A 16,637-nucleotide genomic window follows, 5' to 3' on the forward strand; every position below is an offset into this window, starting at 1 on the left:
CAGGAATGGGAATATCATCAAATTTCAAGTAATGTATTAATAATTTAATAGAATGCTTGAGCATTTCCTCACATTTAGAATAACAAAGAGTCTTGCGATTTAGTCTAGCTGGCGGAATGCCTTAGTCTTGTATTTTCCCCTTCTACTCGTGTCATATAAGTCTTGCTAATAATCTGAGATCCATCAGGGATAAACATGGGATATACAGACCATCCATCAGTTACATAAAAGTAGCATTTCTATTCACTTACTTTGTCCCATAATGGTTCAAATGTCTTAGCGCTACGATCCCCTAATACCCATCCTAAAATCCCTGGCTTAAAGTGGTCAACCGCTGTCCACAGCCAGATCTTGTCTGTTTTTTTTTCACATAAGTTTGTAATTCATCGAGCTCACCAACTTCTGGAATCACTTCAGGGTCATAAACATCTGGTAACAGTTTGCCGACTTGTTTAATCCAATTCATTACTGTGGTATGATGAACTCCCTTAACTCCTTCTATCGCCCGTAAACCCATGCCATTGACATACATTTTCAGGCAATCACGTTTGATGGTCTCGCGCTTGATCTCGCTGGGGTTCATACTCACTGATGAATTGGCGACCGCATTGGACACAAATGTGGTTCTGTTTTCCTTTTTTTTCCCGTTTTTACGGATATGGGTTGATTTACATTCGCTTGCTTTGCATAAATTATTCCTCCTATTCATACTATAACTCAGCAACGCCAATTAAATTTAGGTTTCCAGTTACTTTTACTGTTTCAACGCTTTCCGAGTCCATCACGCTCGGCCTTGATGCGGTACGCTCAACAACCTGCTATTACTTGCCCTTTACTGTCATACTGTCATCAAGTTTGCACTCTTTCCGTTGTTTCCAGGGGCGGGAATTTCACGCCAACTAGGATGTTTCAACACGTAGATGGTTGTTCTTACTCACTTCTCGATCGTAATACAATATTTTAATAGAAATAGCAAAGAAAGAACATGGGGACTGAAGTCCCCCGAGCCGCTTCCCTAGGAAGGACTAAAGTCACGCTTGTTTCCCGCATCCCGTATTGATTTTTATGAAAGTAGGTTAAATTTCGGACTTCTGTGCTTGCGCTTCCGGGACTGCAACTTCTGCATCCGGCAGATTGACAGCAACTTCTGCGGATTCTGCAAGAGATTCTACAGTTTCTAATGCCTCGGGAGTGCGCTTAGAAAATCCCCAGACAAACATTAAGGCGATAGAAGAAACTACCAGCCACTGGGGAGGTACTAAACTCTCATTAATTACTTTCACCAGCAATCGCATTCCCACGAAACCGACTGTAATGTAGCCAGCATCTTCAAGGTGTACGAACTCATCGAGCCAGCGGATGAACAAGCCTGCCATAAATCGCAGGGTTATGATGCCAATTGTCGCGCCAGTCAACACCAGCCAAGTTTGGTCAGAAATCGCGATCGCAGTTGTAACGCTATCCAAAGAAAAAGCTAAATCCGTCAGAGCAATTACTGGAATTGCTTTCCACAGAGACGCAAATCTGGGGCCGTGATGTTCTCCATCAGAGTCAGCCTCTGACGCAAAGTGCTGGAAAACTAGCCACAGCAGATACAGGGCTCCCAGCAGTTCAAACTGCCAGAACTGGATCACCCAAGTCGCCGTTAAAATTAGTGCTATTCGCAGTACAAAAGCAATTATCAAACCGATGTTGAGAGCTTGTTGCTGTAGCTTGGGTTCTTCTAAACCTTTGGAAATAGATGCCAGGGCGATCGCGTTGTCAGCCGAAAGCACCGCCTCCAAAGCTACCAAAACCAACAATAATAAAAAGGTGTCAACTCCCAAATTGGGTGAAGCCTCGAGAAATTGATCTAGCATTAATTATTTTGTACACCTAACGATTTGCAAGGGTCGAGCTGCTATACAAATCCTAGACAAGTCTAGACATTTGCTTCTTACTTCATCGGGAGCATGGGAGCGGTTATCCCTCGGTAAGCTTTCACGTTTTAGCCAAGCGCGATAAATTAATTGCTGCGTTCAAATCTCTGTCCATCGAATGACCGCAACTTCCACAGTTGTAAGTCCTTTCTGCCCGTGGCATATCTTGAATATGTCCGCAGTTTGAACAAGTCTTGCTCGAAGGAAACCAGCGGTCAGCAATGATTATTTCACAGCCAAACTTTTTAGCTTTGTATTCCAGTTGACGTTTGAATTCATAGAATCCACAATCAGCGATGACTTGAGCTAGTTTGTGATTGGCTAGCATCCCCGAAACATTTAAATCTTCTACTACTATCGTTGCGTGGTTTTTGCCTAAGTAAGTAGTGATTTGATGAAGAGTATTTTTTCTGAGGTTTGCTATTTTTGCATGATGCTTGGCTAGTTTTTGTTTAGCCTTAAATCTATTGCTAGAGCCTTTCGTCTTTCTCGATAACTCCTTTGACAGCCTACGCAACTTATTGAGATGCGTTTTGTAATGCTTTGGGTTAGGAAAAACAACACCCGTTGAAAGTGTTGCTAACTCTTTAACTCCCAAGTCAACACCCACCGCATCGTGTTGCTTTACAGTTGGTTCATGCTCCTGTTCGTAAGCAAAAGCAATAAACCAACTGTCGGCAGTTCGAGATATTGTAATTGACTTGCAGGTGGTGTGAGGCAATCCGACCTGGGTTTTTACCCAACCGATGGTTGGTAGGTTTATGGACGTACCATCTACCGGGATTGGTTTGCCACCTGCATCTATCGTGAAGGAATCATGATGACCCTTCTTCTTAAATTTGGGATATTCACCTTTTTTGGAGAAGAACCGAGTGAAAGCATCCCCTAGATTGTCAAAAGCATATTGAGTGATCTTCTGGCAAATTCCCGCTTCTTTAATCCATGTAAACTCAGGTTTTACATGATTGTTAAAGAATTTCTTGAGCAGGTATTTGTTGGGCTTCAATCCATCTTTGTAAAGATTACTCCAAGTAGCCAATCCCCAGTTATAAGTAAACCTCGCTATTCCAGCGTGCTTGCTCATGACTGTTGCCTGAATCTTGTTTAGTTTTAACTTTGTTTTGATGGATAAAAGCATTGTTCGACCTCAACACGCTAATTTCACCGATCGCCCGACAGGGTGGGTTTGGCTGGTAACTTCCCCGAAACATCCCAGCGCAAGCGAGTGTCTTTACTGACAATCCAAGGTTTTTTGGGAATCGCGCAGGGTCGCAAATCACCGGCTCTGTCTAAAATGAGTGTCACGTTTACTGATCGTAACCTAGTCCGGCAACTTTGTCGCGGCCGATCGCTCCCAAGGCAGTTCGGAAACGGCCAATTTAGGGGGTTTTAACGAATTTAGCGGATTTATAGCGATCGAACTCAATCCGAGAACGAGAAGTCAAGCATAAAGATTTTCCCCATCTCCGCCTCTCCCCCTCTCCGCCTCTCCCCCTCTCCCACTCCTCCCCAACGGCACCGAATTACTTGTCGATTTGTAACAAAAGATTCCCAAAAGCGCCAATTTGTCTCAAATTGATGAAAGCTCGTGCCCGTAAAATGGAGTTTTCCTCATATGTCTTTAACAGATACCCAAGTCTACGTAGCGCTCGTAATTGCTTTGATTCCCGGAATCTTGGCTTTCCGGCTGTCAACAGAACTGTACAAGTAGTTTCGAGACACCAGTAGCGAACCGCACCGTCGCCTGTCCTCCTTAGTTAAATCTCGAAATTACAGACAATTGCTGTCATCGTGCAGTAGATTGTTTGTGGTCACGAAGACGAGACTGCAAGGGCAGGCATTTTTATTGGGAAATTCCGTCCTCAGCCGTCACCCAGTCTCAAAAATTTGGGCTGCGAGCACCCTGACAAACAGGGGCGGGTGTGCGTTAAACTCAGAATTTTCTGTGGTCAGCTCTAAAAAGTCAGTCTCAGGTATTTGAAAAAAAAATTATGCAAGCGATTCAACCTACCGTTACCCCACTACGTCCTGTAAAAACTCCCCCTCGGGTTACTCCTCGTCGCAGCAGCAGCCAGCGTTCCTACCCTCATCAAACGCTCGCCGCCGAAACAGGAGTCAAGTTAGCAGTTAATGTAGTTCTGTCAGTGTGTGCGACTTCTGCTTTGATTCAGCTTTGGCCCCACTACCGGGGAGTCCAAGAAAAGTTGCACGAAATCCAAGCTGAAGTGAATCTTACTCAAGCGCGAGTCGATAAGTCGCGATCGGACTTTAACCGCTATTTTGACCCCAGTCAGGCTAAAACTGTGATGCAAGAGCAAAGCAATCGAGCCGATCCTCAGCAACGTCCGGTGATTTTGCAGGAACCCGAAGCACCCGATTCTGAGGAATCTACGCTGCAACCTTAAATTGTCAGACAGCAACCTTAATCTGAAGATTGTTGTAGGATGTGCACCGCGCAGACAGAAGAGTGGACGAAGGGAATTCGCGCCTATACAAACAAAACCCCAGGAATGCGGGTTCAAGAAACAAGAGGGGGCGAATGGAATTCGCGCCTGTACAAACAAAACCCGCAGGAGTGCGGGTTGAAGAAAGGGTGGTTGAAATTACTTTATTGTCTTCCGTCGGCAGAGGCGGACATTGTTTGTCTGGGCGCGGTTTCAACCGCCGTCTTTGCGATCGCGGTTTTTTCTTTTAGTAGTTGCAGTGCAGCTTGATATTGTAAGTCGTCTTCAGTGCCAATTCGATCGCGCGCAATCGGTTCTAGCGGCACTGCGCGATCGGGCGAAATCCCCAATTTGTTAATATCCGTGTGGTTCGGTGTCTCGTACTTAGCAACAGTTACAGCCAACCCGGAACCGTCGGACAAATCAAACAGCGACTGAATCAGTCCTTTCCCGAAAGTCTTTTCGCCCACCAGTTGAGCTCTGCCGTTATCTTGCAGCGCACCCGCCAAAATTTCGCTAGCACTGGCCGTTCCCTTGTTCACCAAAACAATCAGCGGATCGCCAGTTAAGGCTTGTCCAGAAGCCTCAAAACTGCCGAGAATGCCTTGTCTGTTGACTGTGTAGACGATCGTCCCAGAATCGATCCACAGGCGCGCAATTTCAATCCCCGCTTGCAACAGCCCGCCCGGGTTGTTCCGCAAATCGAGAATGTAGGAGGCAGCGCCTTGTTTTTCCAAACGATCGATCGCATGGGCGACTTCTTCGGTGGCGTTAGCGCTGAATTGACTCAGGCGAATGTAGCCCAGCGGTAAATTGTCCGGCCCGGACTGCAATTCGGCATAAACCGGATTGAGAGCAATGCGATCGCGCACCAGCTCAATGTCTTCAGGAACCTCCCTTCCTTCGCGTCCCAAGGTCAAAGTAACAGGAGTGCCGATGCGGCCCCGCATTCGAGTTGCTGCTTCGTCCAGGCTCAATTCTGAGGTAGGAGTGCCGTCAATTTTCAAAATGCGATCGAGCGGTTGAATGCCGGCTTTATCCGCCGGCGAGCCCGCCAAAGGAGCCACCACTGTCAGAGTATTTGTCTCGGGGTCGATCGCAATTTGTAGCCCAACTCCCGTCAATTCTCCCGAAGTGTTGACCTGCAAACTGCGGTACTGTTCCGGTTTGAGCAGTCGAGTAAAAGGGTCGTCAAGATTTGCCAGCATCCCTTGAATCGCCGTGTAAGTCTGCTGTCTGTCGTTGAGCGGTTCCTTGACGGCTTTTTCGCGAATCGACCACCAGTTTTTCGAGTTGAAGGTGTCATCCACATAGGAACGATTGACAATGCGCCAAGCTTCGCTCAACAACTGCTGTTCTGGAGTTAGCGCCGCCGCCGGAAGAGCCCATGCGCCTAGAACCAGGACGACTTGGAGGAAGAAGATAATTGCTGTCTGGAAAACTCGTCTCTGCATGATTTTTTTGTCTCAAAGATAGGCAAGTATGGCATTTCCTGTATTTTAAGTTTGTAAGCTTTTAAGCTTTTGTGCAGTCAACTGTCCCGGAGACATTCAGGATTCATCATTGCCCAGCCGCGAACAAAAAATTAGTTAATTGTAACATTTAATCGCAAAATTAGTGAAGTTTTATCATGAATATTAAATTTTACCTCCCAGCCACCCTCTGGCGGACTCGGACTTTGCTCCTGGGCTGGGTTCTTGGCTGTATGCGAGCTTGGGGCGGATGTTGAGCTGGCAGAAAATGCTATTTGAGACGAAGGCAAAAGCATCGCTCCGTGAAATTTGTACAGCAATTATGTTACATTTTTTATCACAGTCTGGAATTCGATCGCGCAACGCCAGCGAGTAGGGCTCAGCTCTAGCTTGGTTTCCCAGTGCTCGCGGGCGATCGCACAAGAGATTTCCTTTCATGAGCTCCAAATTTAAAAATAGCCTCAGGCATTTGCTAGTAAAAGCCAACTGCTCGGCGCGGGGCGACAAAAAAACCTTGTGGCTGCTGAGAATGAACCTCAACCACAGCAATATTCTTTTAGGAATTCTGGCTCCATGTTTTCTAAACAAATCACCGACTCAAAAACCTTCCAGTGGTTTGATGAACGCCTGGAAATTCAGGCGATCGCAGACGACATCACTACAAAGTATGTACCTCCCCACGTCAACATCTTCTATTGCTTGGGCGGCATTACTCTAGTTTGTTTTCTAATCCAGTTTGCCACCGGCTTCGCCATGACTTTCTATTACCGTCCCACGGTAGCAGAAGCTTTTTCTTCAGTGCAATATCTGATGAATGAAGTCAACTTCGGCTGGCTGATCCGCTCAATCCACCGCTGGTCTGCCAGCATGATGGTACTGATGATGATTTTGCACACCTTCCGGGTTTACCTGACCGGCGGCTTCAAAAAGCCCCGCGAATTAACCTGGGTGACAGGAGTAATCTTGGCGGTTCTCACTGTTTCTTTCGGCGTGACCGGCTACTCTCTGCCTTGGGATCAAATCGGTTACTGGGCAGTTAAAATCGTTTCCGGCGTACCAGAAGCCATTCCCTTTGTCGGTTCTACACTGGTAGAACTGCTTCGCGGCGGTGTCAGCGTCGGTCAAGGCACTTTGACTCGTTACTACAGCTTGCACACTTTTGTGTTGCCTTGGCTGATTATCGTCTTCATGCTGGCTCACTTCTTGATGATTCGCAAGCAAGGCATTTCTGGCCCGTTGTAAATTTTGAGTTGCTGGGGCGGTATTTTTTTTTGCCCCCCTGCGGAATTTTGGGTTGAAAATTCAGAATTCATCTCTCATCAGAAAATTGGGTTTGAAACCCCGTCCTTCCAGGACGGCTTTACAAATCTTTCAGTATAATTAAGGTGGTCCTTGACCCACCCGAGACGATGGATTCAGACAGCCTAACGAGCGAAGTCCAGTAAAACTGGTGGCGCAGACAAATCGGTAGACCGGGAAAAGAGGATAGGGCAATGGACAGTCCACCCCTAGAATCAACCAAAAAAATGAGAACTCCTTTTTTGGATTTCGACACACAAGAACCGCAAGGCTTGCGGGGATAGTCTGTGGAGCGAACGTAAGGCCATAAACTCGCGCCTAGGGTGGAGGCAGTTGCGATGAAGCAGAAACCTAAATCGTGAGGTTTAGGAATCACCGTCCGTTTTACGGCGGTGAGGATGTCAAGATATTTATTACGGTCAATACTTCGTGCGATCGCCCCGCTGATTCGGACTAACGAATACAGCGGAATGCCAGGCCCGGGCAAAACTAAAAGGAGAACACTCTCACTATGTCTATTATCAAAAAACCAGATTTGAGCGATCCAGAGCTACGCGCTAAGCTCGCTAAGGGCATGGGTCACAACTATTACGGCGAACCAGCTTGGCCCAATGACTTGCTCTACGTTTTCCCAATTGTGATCATGGGAACGATTTCTCTGTGCGTCGGCTTGGCTGTACTAGACCCGGCTATGATTGGCGAACCTGCCAATCCTTTTGCTACTCCGCTAGAAATTCTTCCGGAATGGTATTTGTGGCCTGTGTTCCAACTCCTGCGCGTTTTGCCTAACAAATTGTTGGGTATTGCTTGCATGGCCGGTGTTCCAGTTGGCTTGATTTTGATTCCGTTCATCGAGAATGTTAACAAGTTCCAAAATCCGTTCCGCCGCCCTGTTGCTACTACAGTCTTCCTTTTTGGAACTGCGGTAACTCTGTGGTTGGGTATTGGTGCTATTTTCCCGATCGACAAATCTTTCACGCTTGGTCTGTTCTAAGATTTAAGTTTGTTTGATTTTGACGCCCGCGGGTTTCCGATAAAGTGCTTTTGTACTGCTAGGAAACTTTCGCGGGCGTCATTTTATTTGGGATTTTAGACTTTAAACAGATCGATATAAAAAATACCAATTTTACATGAAGTTGCATAGAATAAAATATGTCATTTTCGATCTAGATGATACACTTTGTGATTATCAGAAAGCTAAAAAAAATGCAATCAGTCTTGTTAATCGAGTTCTTGAATCATCTGGCATAGATGTTAATCAATTTTGGAATAGTTATAGCTTGATAGAGCCTACCTTGTTCCGACAGTTTGTTAAGGGAATTATTTCTAGGGACGAGTATAGGTTGCGTCGCTATGCTGATGTTATACCAGGCGAACGCGAAAATCGTTTAGCGTTTTCTTCAGCACTAAATGATATTTATATGAAAGAGGCAAATCACGGAATAACATTATTTGATGATGTTATTCCATCGCTAAAAGATTTACGAAAAAAAGAAATTAATACCGCTATTCTTACAAATGGACCTTCCGACGGACAAAGGGACAAAATCAAGGCATTAAAATTAGAGGAATATATTAACAAAATCTATATTAGTGAAGAAATTGGTTTTGGCAAACCTAGCTCTAAAGTTTTTAAATTTGTTATAGATGATTTAAATATAGAACCATCACAAGTGTTAATGGTTGGTGACTCAATCGAAGACGATATCGAAGGGGCTAAGCAGCTTAAAATTAAAACAGTTTTAGTCGATCGAGAAGGAAAATATTTTGACTATAAAGGCACAAAAATTTTCGATCTATCAAGTTTGAAAGAGATGTTTGATAGCAATTTAATATGAAGCTGCCTCGAATAAAGATTCAAAAATTAAATTGTAAGAAGATAGCGAACAAATTTATTCAGGTGTGATTTGTTGCAGAACAAGATTCAGTCGTTCATGCAATTCCACAAGTGTCAGAAATACTTCTCCCTTGAGCGGTGCGACTGTTTTTTAGTTGTTGCTCGCTTGCTCTGTGCACTTTCTGCGATCGCCAGAATCAGTGTGCCATAACTCATGACCTCTCAACAGTATCTTTATTCTATAGCCTTTCAAGCTCTCATATGAGGTACTCATGGGCATGGGGCATAGAGCATGGGGCATAGGGCATAAGACTAGCGGGCATACCTCACTTTTTTGAGAAAGGCTATATCTAACTTGATGTAAAATTGGTATAACTATATATCTGTTTCTTAATGTTTAGAGAAATCTTCCGGTTTTACCCAAGGGCAAACGGCATAAATATTAAGTTAACTATCGATCGATGCCGCTCGTACTAATCAATCAAAGACAATTGATTTTAAAGTTTAGCAACTTTTAGCAAAAAGTATCTTAATTATGACGAACCTAAATTTAGAAGGTGTCTTCTCATCATTTATGAACCCGGCACTGCATGAGTTTCAGACTTGGACTTTGGAAAATCCGACAGAAAGCCTCAGCAAAACGTTCCTGCCGATAATCAGTCTTATAGAGGGTTTAATTGCCAACGAACCCACCTATTTGCCAATAAAACGGCTGGCTTTCGGGGCTAATTTTTGCTGCGCGGGACAAGTCGTGATGGGAGAATTTGCAACACTCGAAGAAGCACTCACATCGCCTCAGGCGCGCGGATGGCGGCTGGGTACTTCTGTACTCGATCCGGATCTCTCCCCCAACCAAGATGTCGGCGGTAGGAACCTTTTCCTGCTGTCTTTGTCCGATCGCGAACCAGACGGTAGCAGCAACCACGCAGCATTCCGAAGCTGTATGCAAAAGTATCTTTTCAACAGCGCCACAACCGATCGCCAAGAAGACGAAATCAGCAGGCGGTTGCTCGATCGGCTAGCCGCCGATTATACCGAGATGCCGCACGGTGCGGGGGGAACATTTTTTACCGATGTCAGGCGCGGTTGGATGGGATTTTTAGTTCCATACCTGCACTACGTAATTTTTGGGATTAACCCAGATGACAAGTCTGCGATCGAACTTCTCACCGATTTACATTACATCCGCCAAAGCCCAGCGCACTACTTCGCCGTCGCGGGCAGCCTGCTGCAAAGCCTGAACCTGTTTGGACACGGGGATTTGTCGGCTTTAATCGAGCGCGCGGCGACTATCTACGAAAATTCTCCTGCCCTAGCCGACTTCGAGGTGAGCTCGGAAAACAACGGAATGACTAGGCGGGAATTGGCAAAGCTGATGACAGCAATTATGGGGATAGCGGGACTGCAAGGCCCCCTGCACCTAGGCTACACGGCTATGGGATACCGCCCTCTCCCGGCGTATAAAGGAACACAGACGGCTCAAATTAATCCGACGGAGTTTTGGGACGATCTCGATTTGGACGATCGCCAGTCGATCGAGCTTTTCCTGTTGGAATGCGGGCGCCTCTGGGCTCCCGTCAGCGCCACCCACCGAGTCGCGACAGAGCCATTTACCGCCACGGTAGGGGGCAGACAGCGCACTTTTCCCGCCGGAACCAAGGTACTGATACCGCTCAGTTTGGGGCATCTAGACGCGAGTTTCTGGGGTTCTACGGTGTACGAATTCAACGCTAAGCGCGAGAATTTGTGCCCTTATCATATGGGTTTTCATTCGGTGGGCGATCGGAGTGCGGGACGGATTTGCCCAGCTAAAGATATCGCACTGAAGATGCTGGTGGATGTCATTAGTACCGTTGGTAAAGTTCGGCGATCGTAACAGGCAAGATGCCTGTTCCACAACACATCAAATTGCTTGTGGAGTGGGCGTCCCGCCCGCCCTTAAAAAACACGCAAGATGCCTGTTCCACAACACATCAAATTGCTTGTAAAGTGGGCGTCCCGCCCGCCCTTAAAAAACACGCAAGATGCCTGTTACACAACGAACTCAAGGGGGTATATAACCAGAGACTAAATCACAATTTTTTAGAGGTTAAATAATACCATGTTAATTGAAACAAAGAAACTAAAAGACATCGCAACCTGGATGAAAGCAGAACATCCACCGGAGTTTCCAGAAGCCCTGCAAGGTATCTTCTTTATGGACGGGAATATTTTGCCAGACTATTGTCTGACGATGTACAATTCAGAATGGAATCCTGGCCAACGAACATTATTGCTGCGGATTTATGAACCAGTTGTCTGGACATTTCATTCATCAATGGCGGGACGGATGTTACTTTATGCCGTCAAATTTTCTCGCTTCAGCTACTTATTCCGCTTCTCGGATGCAACTTTGCAGCACGGGCACATCACGCCGATCGCGTTTGGATTGTCTGTACCGCCGTGGATTATGGATTTTTTGATCGATCGCGATCCGAACACTCCCAATGGGGATATCTGGGATCGCAGAAACTCGTTTTTCGGCAGAGCTCCTGAAAAAGGCTATACACTCCGCAGAGTTGTAAACAAAGATAGCAGCCCCACAGCAGCATTTCCTGATTTTCTGTCGAAAGTTGGCAGTGATTGTTTAATTATTGCTCAAGATTGAAAATATTTAGGACAACTTAGGTACGTAGTTGCGCTTCAGCGCTCTTTATAAGATTAGCAAAGAGCGCTGAAGCGCAACTACATACATTGATCGGCTATACTTTTCGTAGTTTTATATTTCCTATCCTGACTATAAAACCACGCTGATTCAAGAAAATATGTGGGGGTTAAGCTATGGTGGATAGTTTATCAATTCCAGAAGATTATAATATTTTCCTGCGGGAACTGAAAGAACGCATCCGCAATGCTCAAGTACGGGCAGCAGTTTCTGTTAACCGAGAATTAGTGTTGCTTTATTGGCAAATCGGACAGGATATTTTAAATCGGCAACAGCAGCAAGGATGGGGTACTAAAGTTATAGACACTTTGGCTGCTGACTTGCAAAAAGCTTTTCCTGAGATGAAGGGTTTTTCATCTCGCAATCTGAAATATATGAGGAGTTTTGCGGAAACTTACCCAGATTTTGAATTTGTGCAGCAGGTTGTTGCACAAATTCCTTGGGGCCATAATATTCGCATTTTGGATAGTGTGAAAGATGGGGTTGAGCGCGAGTGGTACATTCGCCAAACTATCGAGCAAGGATGGAGTCGAAATGTGTTAGTTTATCAGATAGAAAGTAGACTATACCGGCGGCAAGGGAAAGCTGATACTAATTTCTCTCGCACTCTGCCAAATCCTCAATCAGAACTGGCTCAACAGTTATTTAAAGACCCTTATAATTTTGAGTTTCTCAGTTTAGGTAAAGCAGCAAAAGAGCGCGATTTAGAGCAGGCTTTGATTGAACGTATCCGCGATTTTTTGCTGGAATTGGGAGTAGGGTTTGCTTTTGTCGGGAGTCAGTATCATCTAGAGGTTGAAGGGGAAGATTTTTATATTGATTTATTATTTTATCATTTACGTTTGCGTTGTTTTGTGGTAATTGACTTGAAAGTGGAAGCGTTTAAGCCGGAATTTTCGGGAAAGATGAGTTTTTACGTTTCGGCTGTGGATGATTTACTCAAACACCGGGACGATATGCCGACTATTGGGATGATTTTATGCAAGAATAAAAAGCAGAAGATTGTGGAATATTCTTTGCGAGACATGAATAAGGCGATCGGGGTTTCGACTTATCAATTGCGGGAGACTTTACCGGAACAGTTACAGGGGAGTTTGCCAACTTTTGAGCAGTTGGAAGCTGAGTTAGAAGCGGTAGATGTGGAGATTGAGGAGGAGTTATGACAAAAATAATGCAATAATTGACGAGATGCCATTCGACAACATTTAACAGCACATTCCGACACTACGATCGCCCGAGTCACAGCAAAATTCCCGGAAAATAACCGAAATGGCGATCGCCATCTATGACATAGGTTTGTGTACAATCTAAAAAAACCTACGACAAAACTTGTGCATTCTATCAATTAAAATGAAACCAAAAAGTTCACTAACTCCTATTGCCACTAAAATCAAGAAATGGGTTCAAACAGCCAAGGAACTTGAAAAAACTCGATTTGCTATATCCATAACCAGACTGACAAGTATCAAAAGTTTGTGTACCGATCGAGTTGCGGCCGAAAAATTTGCGCTGTACATTGCTCAGCGAGTACAACACGAGATGAATCAAGCTACTTGTCCCGAACACTATACCGAGGAAGAATGGGAACAGCACAAACAGGTAATAGCTGAAGGAATCGCCAAAATGGAAATTCACCTGGAAAATCCTAGTAATGAAGGCGAGCAATCTATCCGTAAGTTATTGAGAACAATTAATAGCCTACAAGGAGACGATCGTCGTAATGTTGCCTGGGGAACAGTACATTTTGTCCGCAGTGGAAATTTACTAAAATTAGACTATGCACTGCGTTGTTTCACAGACAACGATTTTCCTTATTGGATCTATAAACTAGCTAAAGAATACGTAGAAAGTTATGCCCCGGAGTATGGTTCAGGTATAACTCCTAAATCTGTACCGATGTTGTTAGAAGTAGCAGAATTTTGGTGTCAGTATTATTTCTCTCAAAGTTTGAGTGAGAAATTTCCTGGTTTTGCCTAAAAGAGGATCCAGAGGATGACGTTTTGTACTCCACTGTCACGAACTCAGCAATACCAAGAGTCACTGCTAAAAACAACAAAACCTTCTCAAACGAGAAGGTTTTATCACGATCTTTATCACAATCGGAGCGGCGGGATTTGAACCCACGACCCCTACTACCCCAAAGTAGTGCGCTACCAAGCTGCGCTACGCCCCGACAGCTTTAACAGCTTAGCATAGAATCTCAGAAAAAGTCAAAAAACTTTTAAAACTTTGGTTGCCTGCACCAAACTCGGAACCGCAGCCGCCGCCCAAAAACCCTCGCACCTCCTACCAGCATTCAAGATCAACTGCACGCTGTAAGCTTCGGGATAGCCTTCTAACTGCACCCACAACAAGTCGCTTTCGGCTTCAATGGCGATTTTTTCCTCGTCCATTAACTCAGAGGCCATTTGACTCATTGTGGCGGCTAATTGTCCCAACAACCGGCAAAAATCGTTTAACTCGGCTTCGGTGAGTTCGATCGCCCAACCTTCCCCAGCCACCAAACCCTGAAACTCTTCTGCGTTTGGGTTCCATCCCAAACGCCAGCCCGCACCAGTCTTAATTACACGTTCCATCTGGCGATTTTAGATTTTGGATTTTGGATTTTAGATTGATTAGGTGATTTTATGGCTTATATCATGTCCAGTCGATTACGATAACAACAACGGTTCGTAGTGCGGACTTCAGTCCGCACTCCCGCTGCGGACTGAAGTCCGCACTACGAACCAATCTGTTTATGCCGAAAAGACGCGTTACACCAGGCAGATTAGCCAAAAACCCGGTTTCTAGGCCTCCTTCAAGCTTACGGTGTCAGCAACTTTGCATCTCCCGGCTGTGGCTGGGGTATTTCCGGGGAAGTCGATCGCCCTTTTGGTGTTTCGCCCGCCGCCGGTGTGCGCGATGGCCCCGAATTCTCGGTAAAAACATCAACCAAAGCTTGAACCAAAGCATCCCGCTGTTTTCTATTTAAACTTTGAATAGCAGCGCGATCGCGTTCCATCGGATTTTCTCGCAAAACATCTTTTCCCGGATACACGCCTTCCACCAAATAATCGGGAGTCGCCCCCAGATAGTCAGCTAAACTCAACTTCCAATCAAAACGGTAATTCGGCGGCCGTCCTTTAACAAACACATGATATCTAATCAAGCGCCCGACTAAAGTATTGTTGGGATCTACTTTGCCGGTTTCCTTAGAAATGTAGTTATTCTCGATCGGCAAATCCGGCACTTTTTCATACACCAATTTCCACGCATCCTGCGCCCTCAATTGCTGTGGCGCCGATTGTTGAGCAACCAGTCCTCTAGACCCAGAACCACGCAGCAGCGAAGGTTCCAAAGCCGACACACTCAGTTCGCCCGATTCCAATACGCCACTCAAAAGCGTAAAAATCGCCACACTCAAAGTAACTAACAGAAAACTGAAGCCCAGCTTGAATTTCTTTTTCACGGTTTTGACAATAATTTCAATTCAAAAATAGAATAATTTCCTAAACTCACCTACCAGCCTATATCCTAATCTCTCATCTTAGGATTTACGAAAATCAACCCGGTTGGGAGCATCCCGATTTGGTAAAAAGCGTTTCTTCGCAGTGCGAGCGTCCCGCTCGCTTGCGTATATAGATGTAACTTGCTTGCGTATATAGATGTAACTTGGTCTCCGGCTAGCACTCGTTTGAAAGCTAAAAATAAACCGGATTTTTCTGCCAGTCGCGCCAGTCTGGTTGAAGAAAGTTTTGAGTTTTGAATTAACAAAAATTGTTGAAATTCACCACTCAAAACTCAAAACTCCCCAAGTCTAGATATCCCCGATAATTTCCGGCTGAGTGAGTTCGTCCGACATCTCAAATATCGCCCGCATCACAGGTTTCATCATTTGATGGTCGTCCATATTGTCAAAATCTTCATAGCGACGGCGTTTGGCGCGGTTCGCCACTTGCACCGTAATCCGATAGCGATTGGATGCAGCACCGATCAACTCTTCTGCCCGACGGGTTAGCTGAGTTGAATCGAAGGTTGGACGCTTAACCATGAGATTACCTACTTTATCTAATGTTACATTCTAGTCTAGTATGCGAAGATTCAAAATTACTAACTGAGTATCATTGCTTATGCAGGCAACAACAGCCTATTCCTTTGGTCACTTGCATCAGGTAAATTCTCATCCCCTCAAATTGGTTGCTTTCGGCGACAGTTTAATCTACGGTTTCGGCGACGGTGTAGGCGGGGGTTGGGTGGAAAGATTGCGGCGACAGTGGATGTTAACGGAGAGTGCAGGACACGTTTTATACAATTTGGGCGTTCGGGGCGATCGCACGTATCAAGTCGCCCAGCGCCTCGAAAACGAGTTTCGGCACCGGGGCGAGCTCAGAAACCGCGTCCCGGATGCCATCATACTGTCGGTAGGCCTCAACGATACGGCGAGAGTGCAATCGCCTACTGGGCGCAGTTATACTGATTTTGAACATTTTAAAACTGTTTTGGATAATTTGTTAAATTTATCGCAACAACTTTGTCCGGTGATATTTGTCGGGATGGTGCCGGTGGATGAAAGCAAAATGCCTTTTCAAGATTGTTTGTACTACAATCACGCTGACCAATATCGCTATAAAGAAGCCACAAAGTTAGCTTGTTTGGAACGGGGAATTCCCTATTTAGATATTTTTGATAAATGGATCGATCGCGGTAATATTTGGTGGCGTTCTTGTCTGACTTCGGATGGTCTCCATCCCAATGAAGTCGGTTATCAATGTTTATTTGAAGATGTGACAAGTTGGGAACCGCTACTCGCTATTAGTCATTAGTTATTAGTCTAGGTACGTAGTTGCGCTTTAGCGCTCTTTTCAATTAGTCATTAATCTAGGTACGTTGTTGCGCTTCAGCGCTCTTTCCGATATCCCAAAAGAGCGCTGAAGCGCAACAACGTACCTTTTACGTACCTTTATAAGTTCCAGGTAGATAAGG

The 16,637-nt window shown here is 45.3% G+C and carries 18 protein-coding genes, 1 tRNA gene and 1 pseudogene; 10 read left to right on the top strand and 10 right to left on the bottom strand.

Translation table 11 applies throughout. The features are described 5' to 3' along the window. The 4 genes and pseudogenes from JGK14_RS15990 to JGK14_RS16005 form a co-directional block, all read right to left on the bottom strand. Positions 1–709 (bottom strand): annotated as a pseudogene (locus JGK14_RS15990) (IS1 family transposase); the annotation flags it as partial. Positions 710–1,076: 367 nt separating this feature from the next. After that, positions 1,077–1,859, bottom strand: coding sequence for a TerC family protein (locus JGK14_RS15995; protein ID WP_293186448.1), 783 nt, complete (start codon positions 1,857–1,859; stop codon positions 1,077–1,079). Positions 1,860–1,980: 121 nt separating this feature from the next. Then, on the bottom strand, positions 1,981–3,057 hold the full coding sequence (locus tag JGK14_RS16000) for an RNA-guided endonuclease InsQ/TnpB family protein (protein ID WP_293209093.1): 1,077 nt from the start codon (positions 3,055–3,057) through the stop codon (positions 1,981–1,983). A 23-nt stretch (positions 3,058–3,080) separates the two neighbouring features. Beyond that, on the bottom strand, positions 3,081–3,224 hold the full coding sequence (locus tag JGK14_RS16005) for a hypothetical protein (protein WP_325315268.1): 144 nt from the start codon (positions 3,222–3,224) through the stop codon (positions 3,081–3,083). Positions 3,225–3,534: 310 nt separating this feature from the next. Here JGK14_RS16005 and psaM point away from each other — a divergent pair, with 310 nt between their 5' ends. Next, entirely contained in the window at positions 3,535–3,630 is a 96-nt protein-coding gene (gene psaM, locus JGK14_RS16010; RefSeq protein ID WP_015174804.1) for a photosystem I reaction center subunit XII, read from the top strand. Between the two features lie 280 nt (positions 3,631–3,910). Continuing rightward, a complete protein-coding gene (locus tag JGK14_RS16015) occupies positions 3,911–4,324 on the top strand; it encodes a hypothetical protein (RefSeq protein ID WP_293187236.1) in 414 nt (137 codons plus the stop codon). Between the two features lie 203 nt (positions 4,325–4,527). On the opposite strand, the gene ctpA is transcribed toward JGK14_RS16015, so the two are convergent. Further along, complete coding sequence (gene ctpA / locus JGK14_RS16020) at positions 4,528–5,817, bottom strand: carboxyl-terminal processing protease CtpA (RefSeq protein ID WP_293195996.1); 1,290 nt, start codon at positions 5,815–5,817, stop codon at positions 4,528–4,530. Positions 5,818–6,000: 183 nt separating this feature from the next. Beyond that, entirely contained in the window at positions 6,001–6,273 is a 273-nt protein-coding gene (locus JGK14_RS16025; RefSeq protein WP_293175028.1) for a hypothetical protein, read from the bottom strand. Between the two features lie 135 nt (positions 6,274–6,408). Between JGK14_RS16025 and petB the strand changes: the two genes are divergently transcribed. From petB to JGK14_RS16060, 7 genes are all read left to right on the top strand, one after another. Continuing rightward, positions 6,409–7,077: a cytochrome b6 gene (petB, locus tag JGK14_RS16030; RefSeq protein ID WP_293175031.1), complete on the top strand. Its 669-nt coding sequence runs from the start codon at positions 6,409–6,411 to the stop codon at positions 7,075–7,077. A gap of 568 nt (positions 7,078–7,645) precedes the next feature. Then, the gene (petD, locus tag JGK14_RS16035) at positions 7,646–8,128 is read left to right on the top strand and encodes a cytochrome b6-f complex subunit IV (protein WP_293175034.1); all 483 of its coding nucleotides are present in this window, start codon (positions 7,646–7,648) and stop codon (positions 8,126–8,128) included. 136 nt (positions 8,129–8,264) lie between these two features. Next, positions 8,265–8,972, top strand: a complete 708-nt coding sequence (locus JGK14_RS16040; RefSeq protein WP_293175037.1) for an HAD family hydrolase — start codon at positions 8,265–8,267, stop codon at positions 8,970–8,972. A 534-nt stretch (positions 8,973–9,506) separates the two neighbouring features. Beyond that, entirely contained in the window at positions 9,507–10,847 is a 1,341-nt protein-coding gene (locus JGK14_RS16045; RefSeq protein WP_293325520.1) for a cytochrome 450, read from the top strand. 225 nt (positions 10,848–11,072) lie between these two features. Then, the gene (locus JGK14_RS16050) at positions 11,073–11,618 is read left to right on the top strand and encodes a hypothetical protein (protein WP_293175043.1); all 546 of its coding nucleotides are present in this window, start codon (positions 11,073–11,075) and stop codon (positions 11,616–11,618) included. 173 nt (positions 11,619–11,791) lie between these two features. Then, the gene (locus JGK14_RS16055) at positions 11,792–12,838 is read left to right on the top strand and encodes a PDDEXK nuclease domain-containing protein (protein WP_325315269.1); all 1,047 of its coding nucleotides are present in this window, start codon (positions 11,792–11,794) and stop codon (positions 12,836–12,838) included. A gap of 187 nt (positions 12,839–13,025) precedes the next feature. Beyond that, the gene (locus JGK14_RS16060) at positions 13,026–13,652 is read left to right on the top strand and encodes a hypothetical protein (protein ID WP_293219619.1); all 627 of its coding nucleotides are present in this window, start codon (positions 13,026–13,028) and stop codon (positions 13,650–13,652) included. A gap of 122 nt (positions 13,653–13,774) precedes the next feature. On the opposite strand, the gene JGK14_RS16065 is transcribed toward JGK14_RS16060, so the two are convergent. From JGK14_RS16065 to JGK14_RS16080, 4 genes are all read right to left on the bottom strand, one after another. After that, positions 13,775–13,848: transfer RNA gene (locus JGK14_RS16065), tRNA-Pro, on the bottom strand. Between the two features lie 37 nt (positions 13,849–13,885). Then, positions 13,886–14,251, bottom strand: a complete 366-nt coding sequence (locus JGK14_RS16070) for a DUF1818 family protein (RefSeq protein ID WP_293175052.1) — start codon at positions 14,249–14,251, stop codon at positions 13,886–13,888. 227 nt (positions 14,252–14,478) lie between these two features. Next, a complete protein-coding gene (locus JGK14_RS16075; protein WP_293210639.1) occupies positions 14,479–15,123 on the bottom strand; it encodes a hypothetical protein in 645 nt (214 codons plus the stop codon). Positions 15,124–15,471: 348 nt separating this feature from the next. Further along, entirely contained in the window at positions 15,472–15,705 is a 234-nt protein-coding gene (locus JGK14_RS16080; protein WP_293175087.1) for a DNA-directed RNA polymerase subunit omega, read from the bottom strand. A 79-nt stretch (positions 15,706–15,784) separates the two neighbouring features. Between JGK14_RS16080 and JGK14_RS16085 the strand changes: the two genes are divergently transcribed. Beyond that, positions 15,785–16,477 (top strand): GDSL-type esterase/lipase family protein, encoded by a 693-nt coding sequence (locus tag JGK14_RS16085; RefSeq protein WP_293175089.1) that lies wholly within the window; start codon positions 15,785–15,787, stop codon positions 16,475–16,477. The last annotated feature ends 160 nt before the right edge of the window (positions 16,478–16,637 follow it).

It is taken from the genome of Microcoleus sp. PH2017_28_MFU_U_A (assembly GCF_020738035.1).
GTDB lineage: Bacteria > Cyanobacteriota > Cyanobacteriia > Cyanobacteriales > Microcoleaceae > Microcoleus.

Coding starts and splice junctions, on each gene's coding strand:
- ctpA (WP_293195996.1), bottom strand. CDS start 5,817: ATGCAGAGACGAGTTTTCCAGACAGCAATTATCTTCTTCCTCCAAGTC.
- JGK14_RS16070 (WP_293175052.1), bottom strand. CDS start 14,251: ATGGAACGTGTAATTAAGACTGGTGCGGGCTGGCGTTTGGGATGGAAC.
- JGK14_RS16000 (WP_293209093.1), bottom strand. CDS start 3,057: ATGCTTTTATCCATCAAAACAAAGTTAAAACTAAACAAGATTCAGGCA.
- JGK14_RS16080 (WP_293175087.1), bottom strand. CDS start 15,705: ATGGTTAAGCGTCCAACCTTCGATTCAACTCAGCTAACCCGTCGGGCA.
- JGK14_RS16085 (WP_293175089.1), top strand. CDS start 15,785: ATGCAGGCAACAACAGCCTATTCCTTTGGTCACTTGCATCAGGTAAAT.
- JGK14_RS16025 (WP_293175028.1), bottom strand. CDS start 6,273: ATGAAAGGAAATCTCTTGTGCGATCGCCCGCGAGCACTGGGAAACCAA.
- petB (WP_293175031.1), top strand. CDS start 6,409: ATGTTTTCTAAACAAATCACCGACTCAAAAACCTTCCAGTGGTTTGAT.
- JGK14_RS16055 (WP_325315269.1), top strand. CDS start 11,792: ATGGTGGATAGTTTATCAATTCCAGAAGATTATAATATTTTCCTGCGG.
- psaM (WP_015174804.1), top strand. CDS start 3,535: ATGTCTTTAACAGATACCCAAGTCTACGTAGCGCTCGTAATTGCTTTG.
- JGK14_RS16060 (WP_293219619.1), top strand. CDS start 13,026: ATGAAACCAAAAAGTTCACTAACTCCTATTGCCACTAAAATCAAGAAA.
- JGK14_RS16045 (WP_293325520.1), top strand. CDS start 9,507: ATGACGAACCTAAATTTAGAAGGTGTCTTCTCATCATTTATGAACCCG.
- petD (WP_293175034.1), top strand. CDS start 7,646: ATGTCTATTATCAAAAAACCAGATTTGAGCGATCCAGAGCTACGCGCT.
- JGK14_RS16050 (WP_293175043.1), top strand. CDS start 11,073: ATGTTAATTGAAACAAAGAAACTAAAAGACATCGCAACCTGGATGAAA.
- JGK14_RS16040 (WP_293175037.1), top strand. CDS start 8,265: ATGAAGTTGCATAGAATAAAATATGTCATTTTCGATCTAGATGATACA.
- JGK14_RS15995 (WP_293186448.1), bottom strand. CDS start 1,859: ATGCTAGATCAATTTCTCGAGGCTTCACCCAATTTGGGAGTTGACACC.
- JGK14_RS16015 (WP_293187236.1), top strand. CDS start 3,911: ATGCAAGCGATTCAACCTACCGTTACCCCACTACGTCCTGTAAAAACT.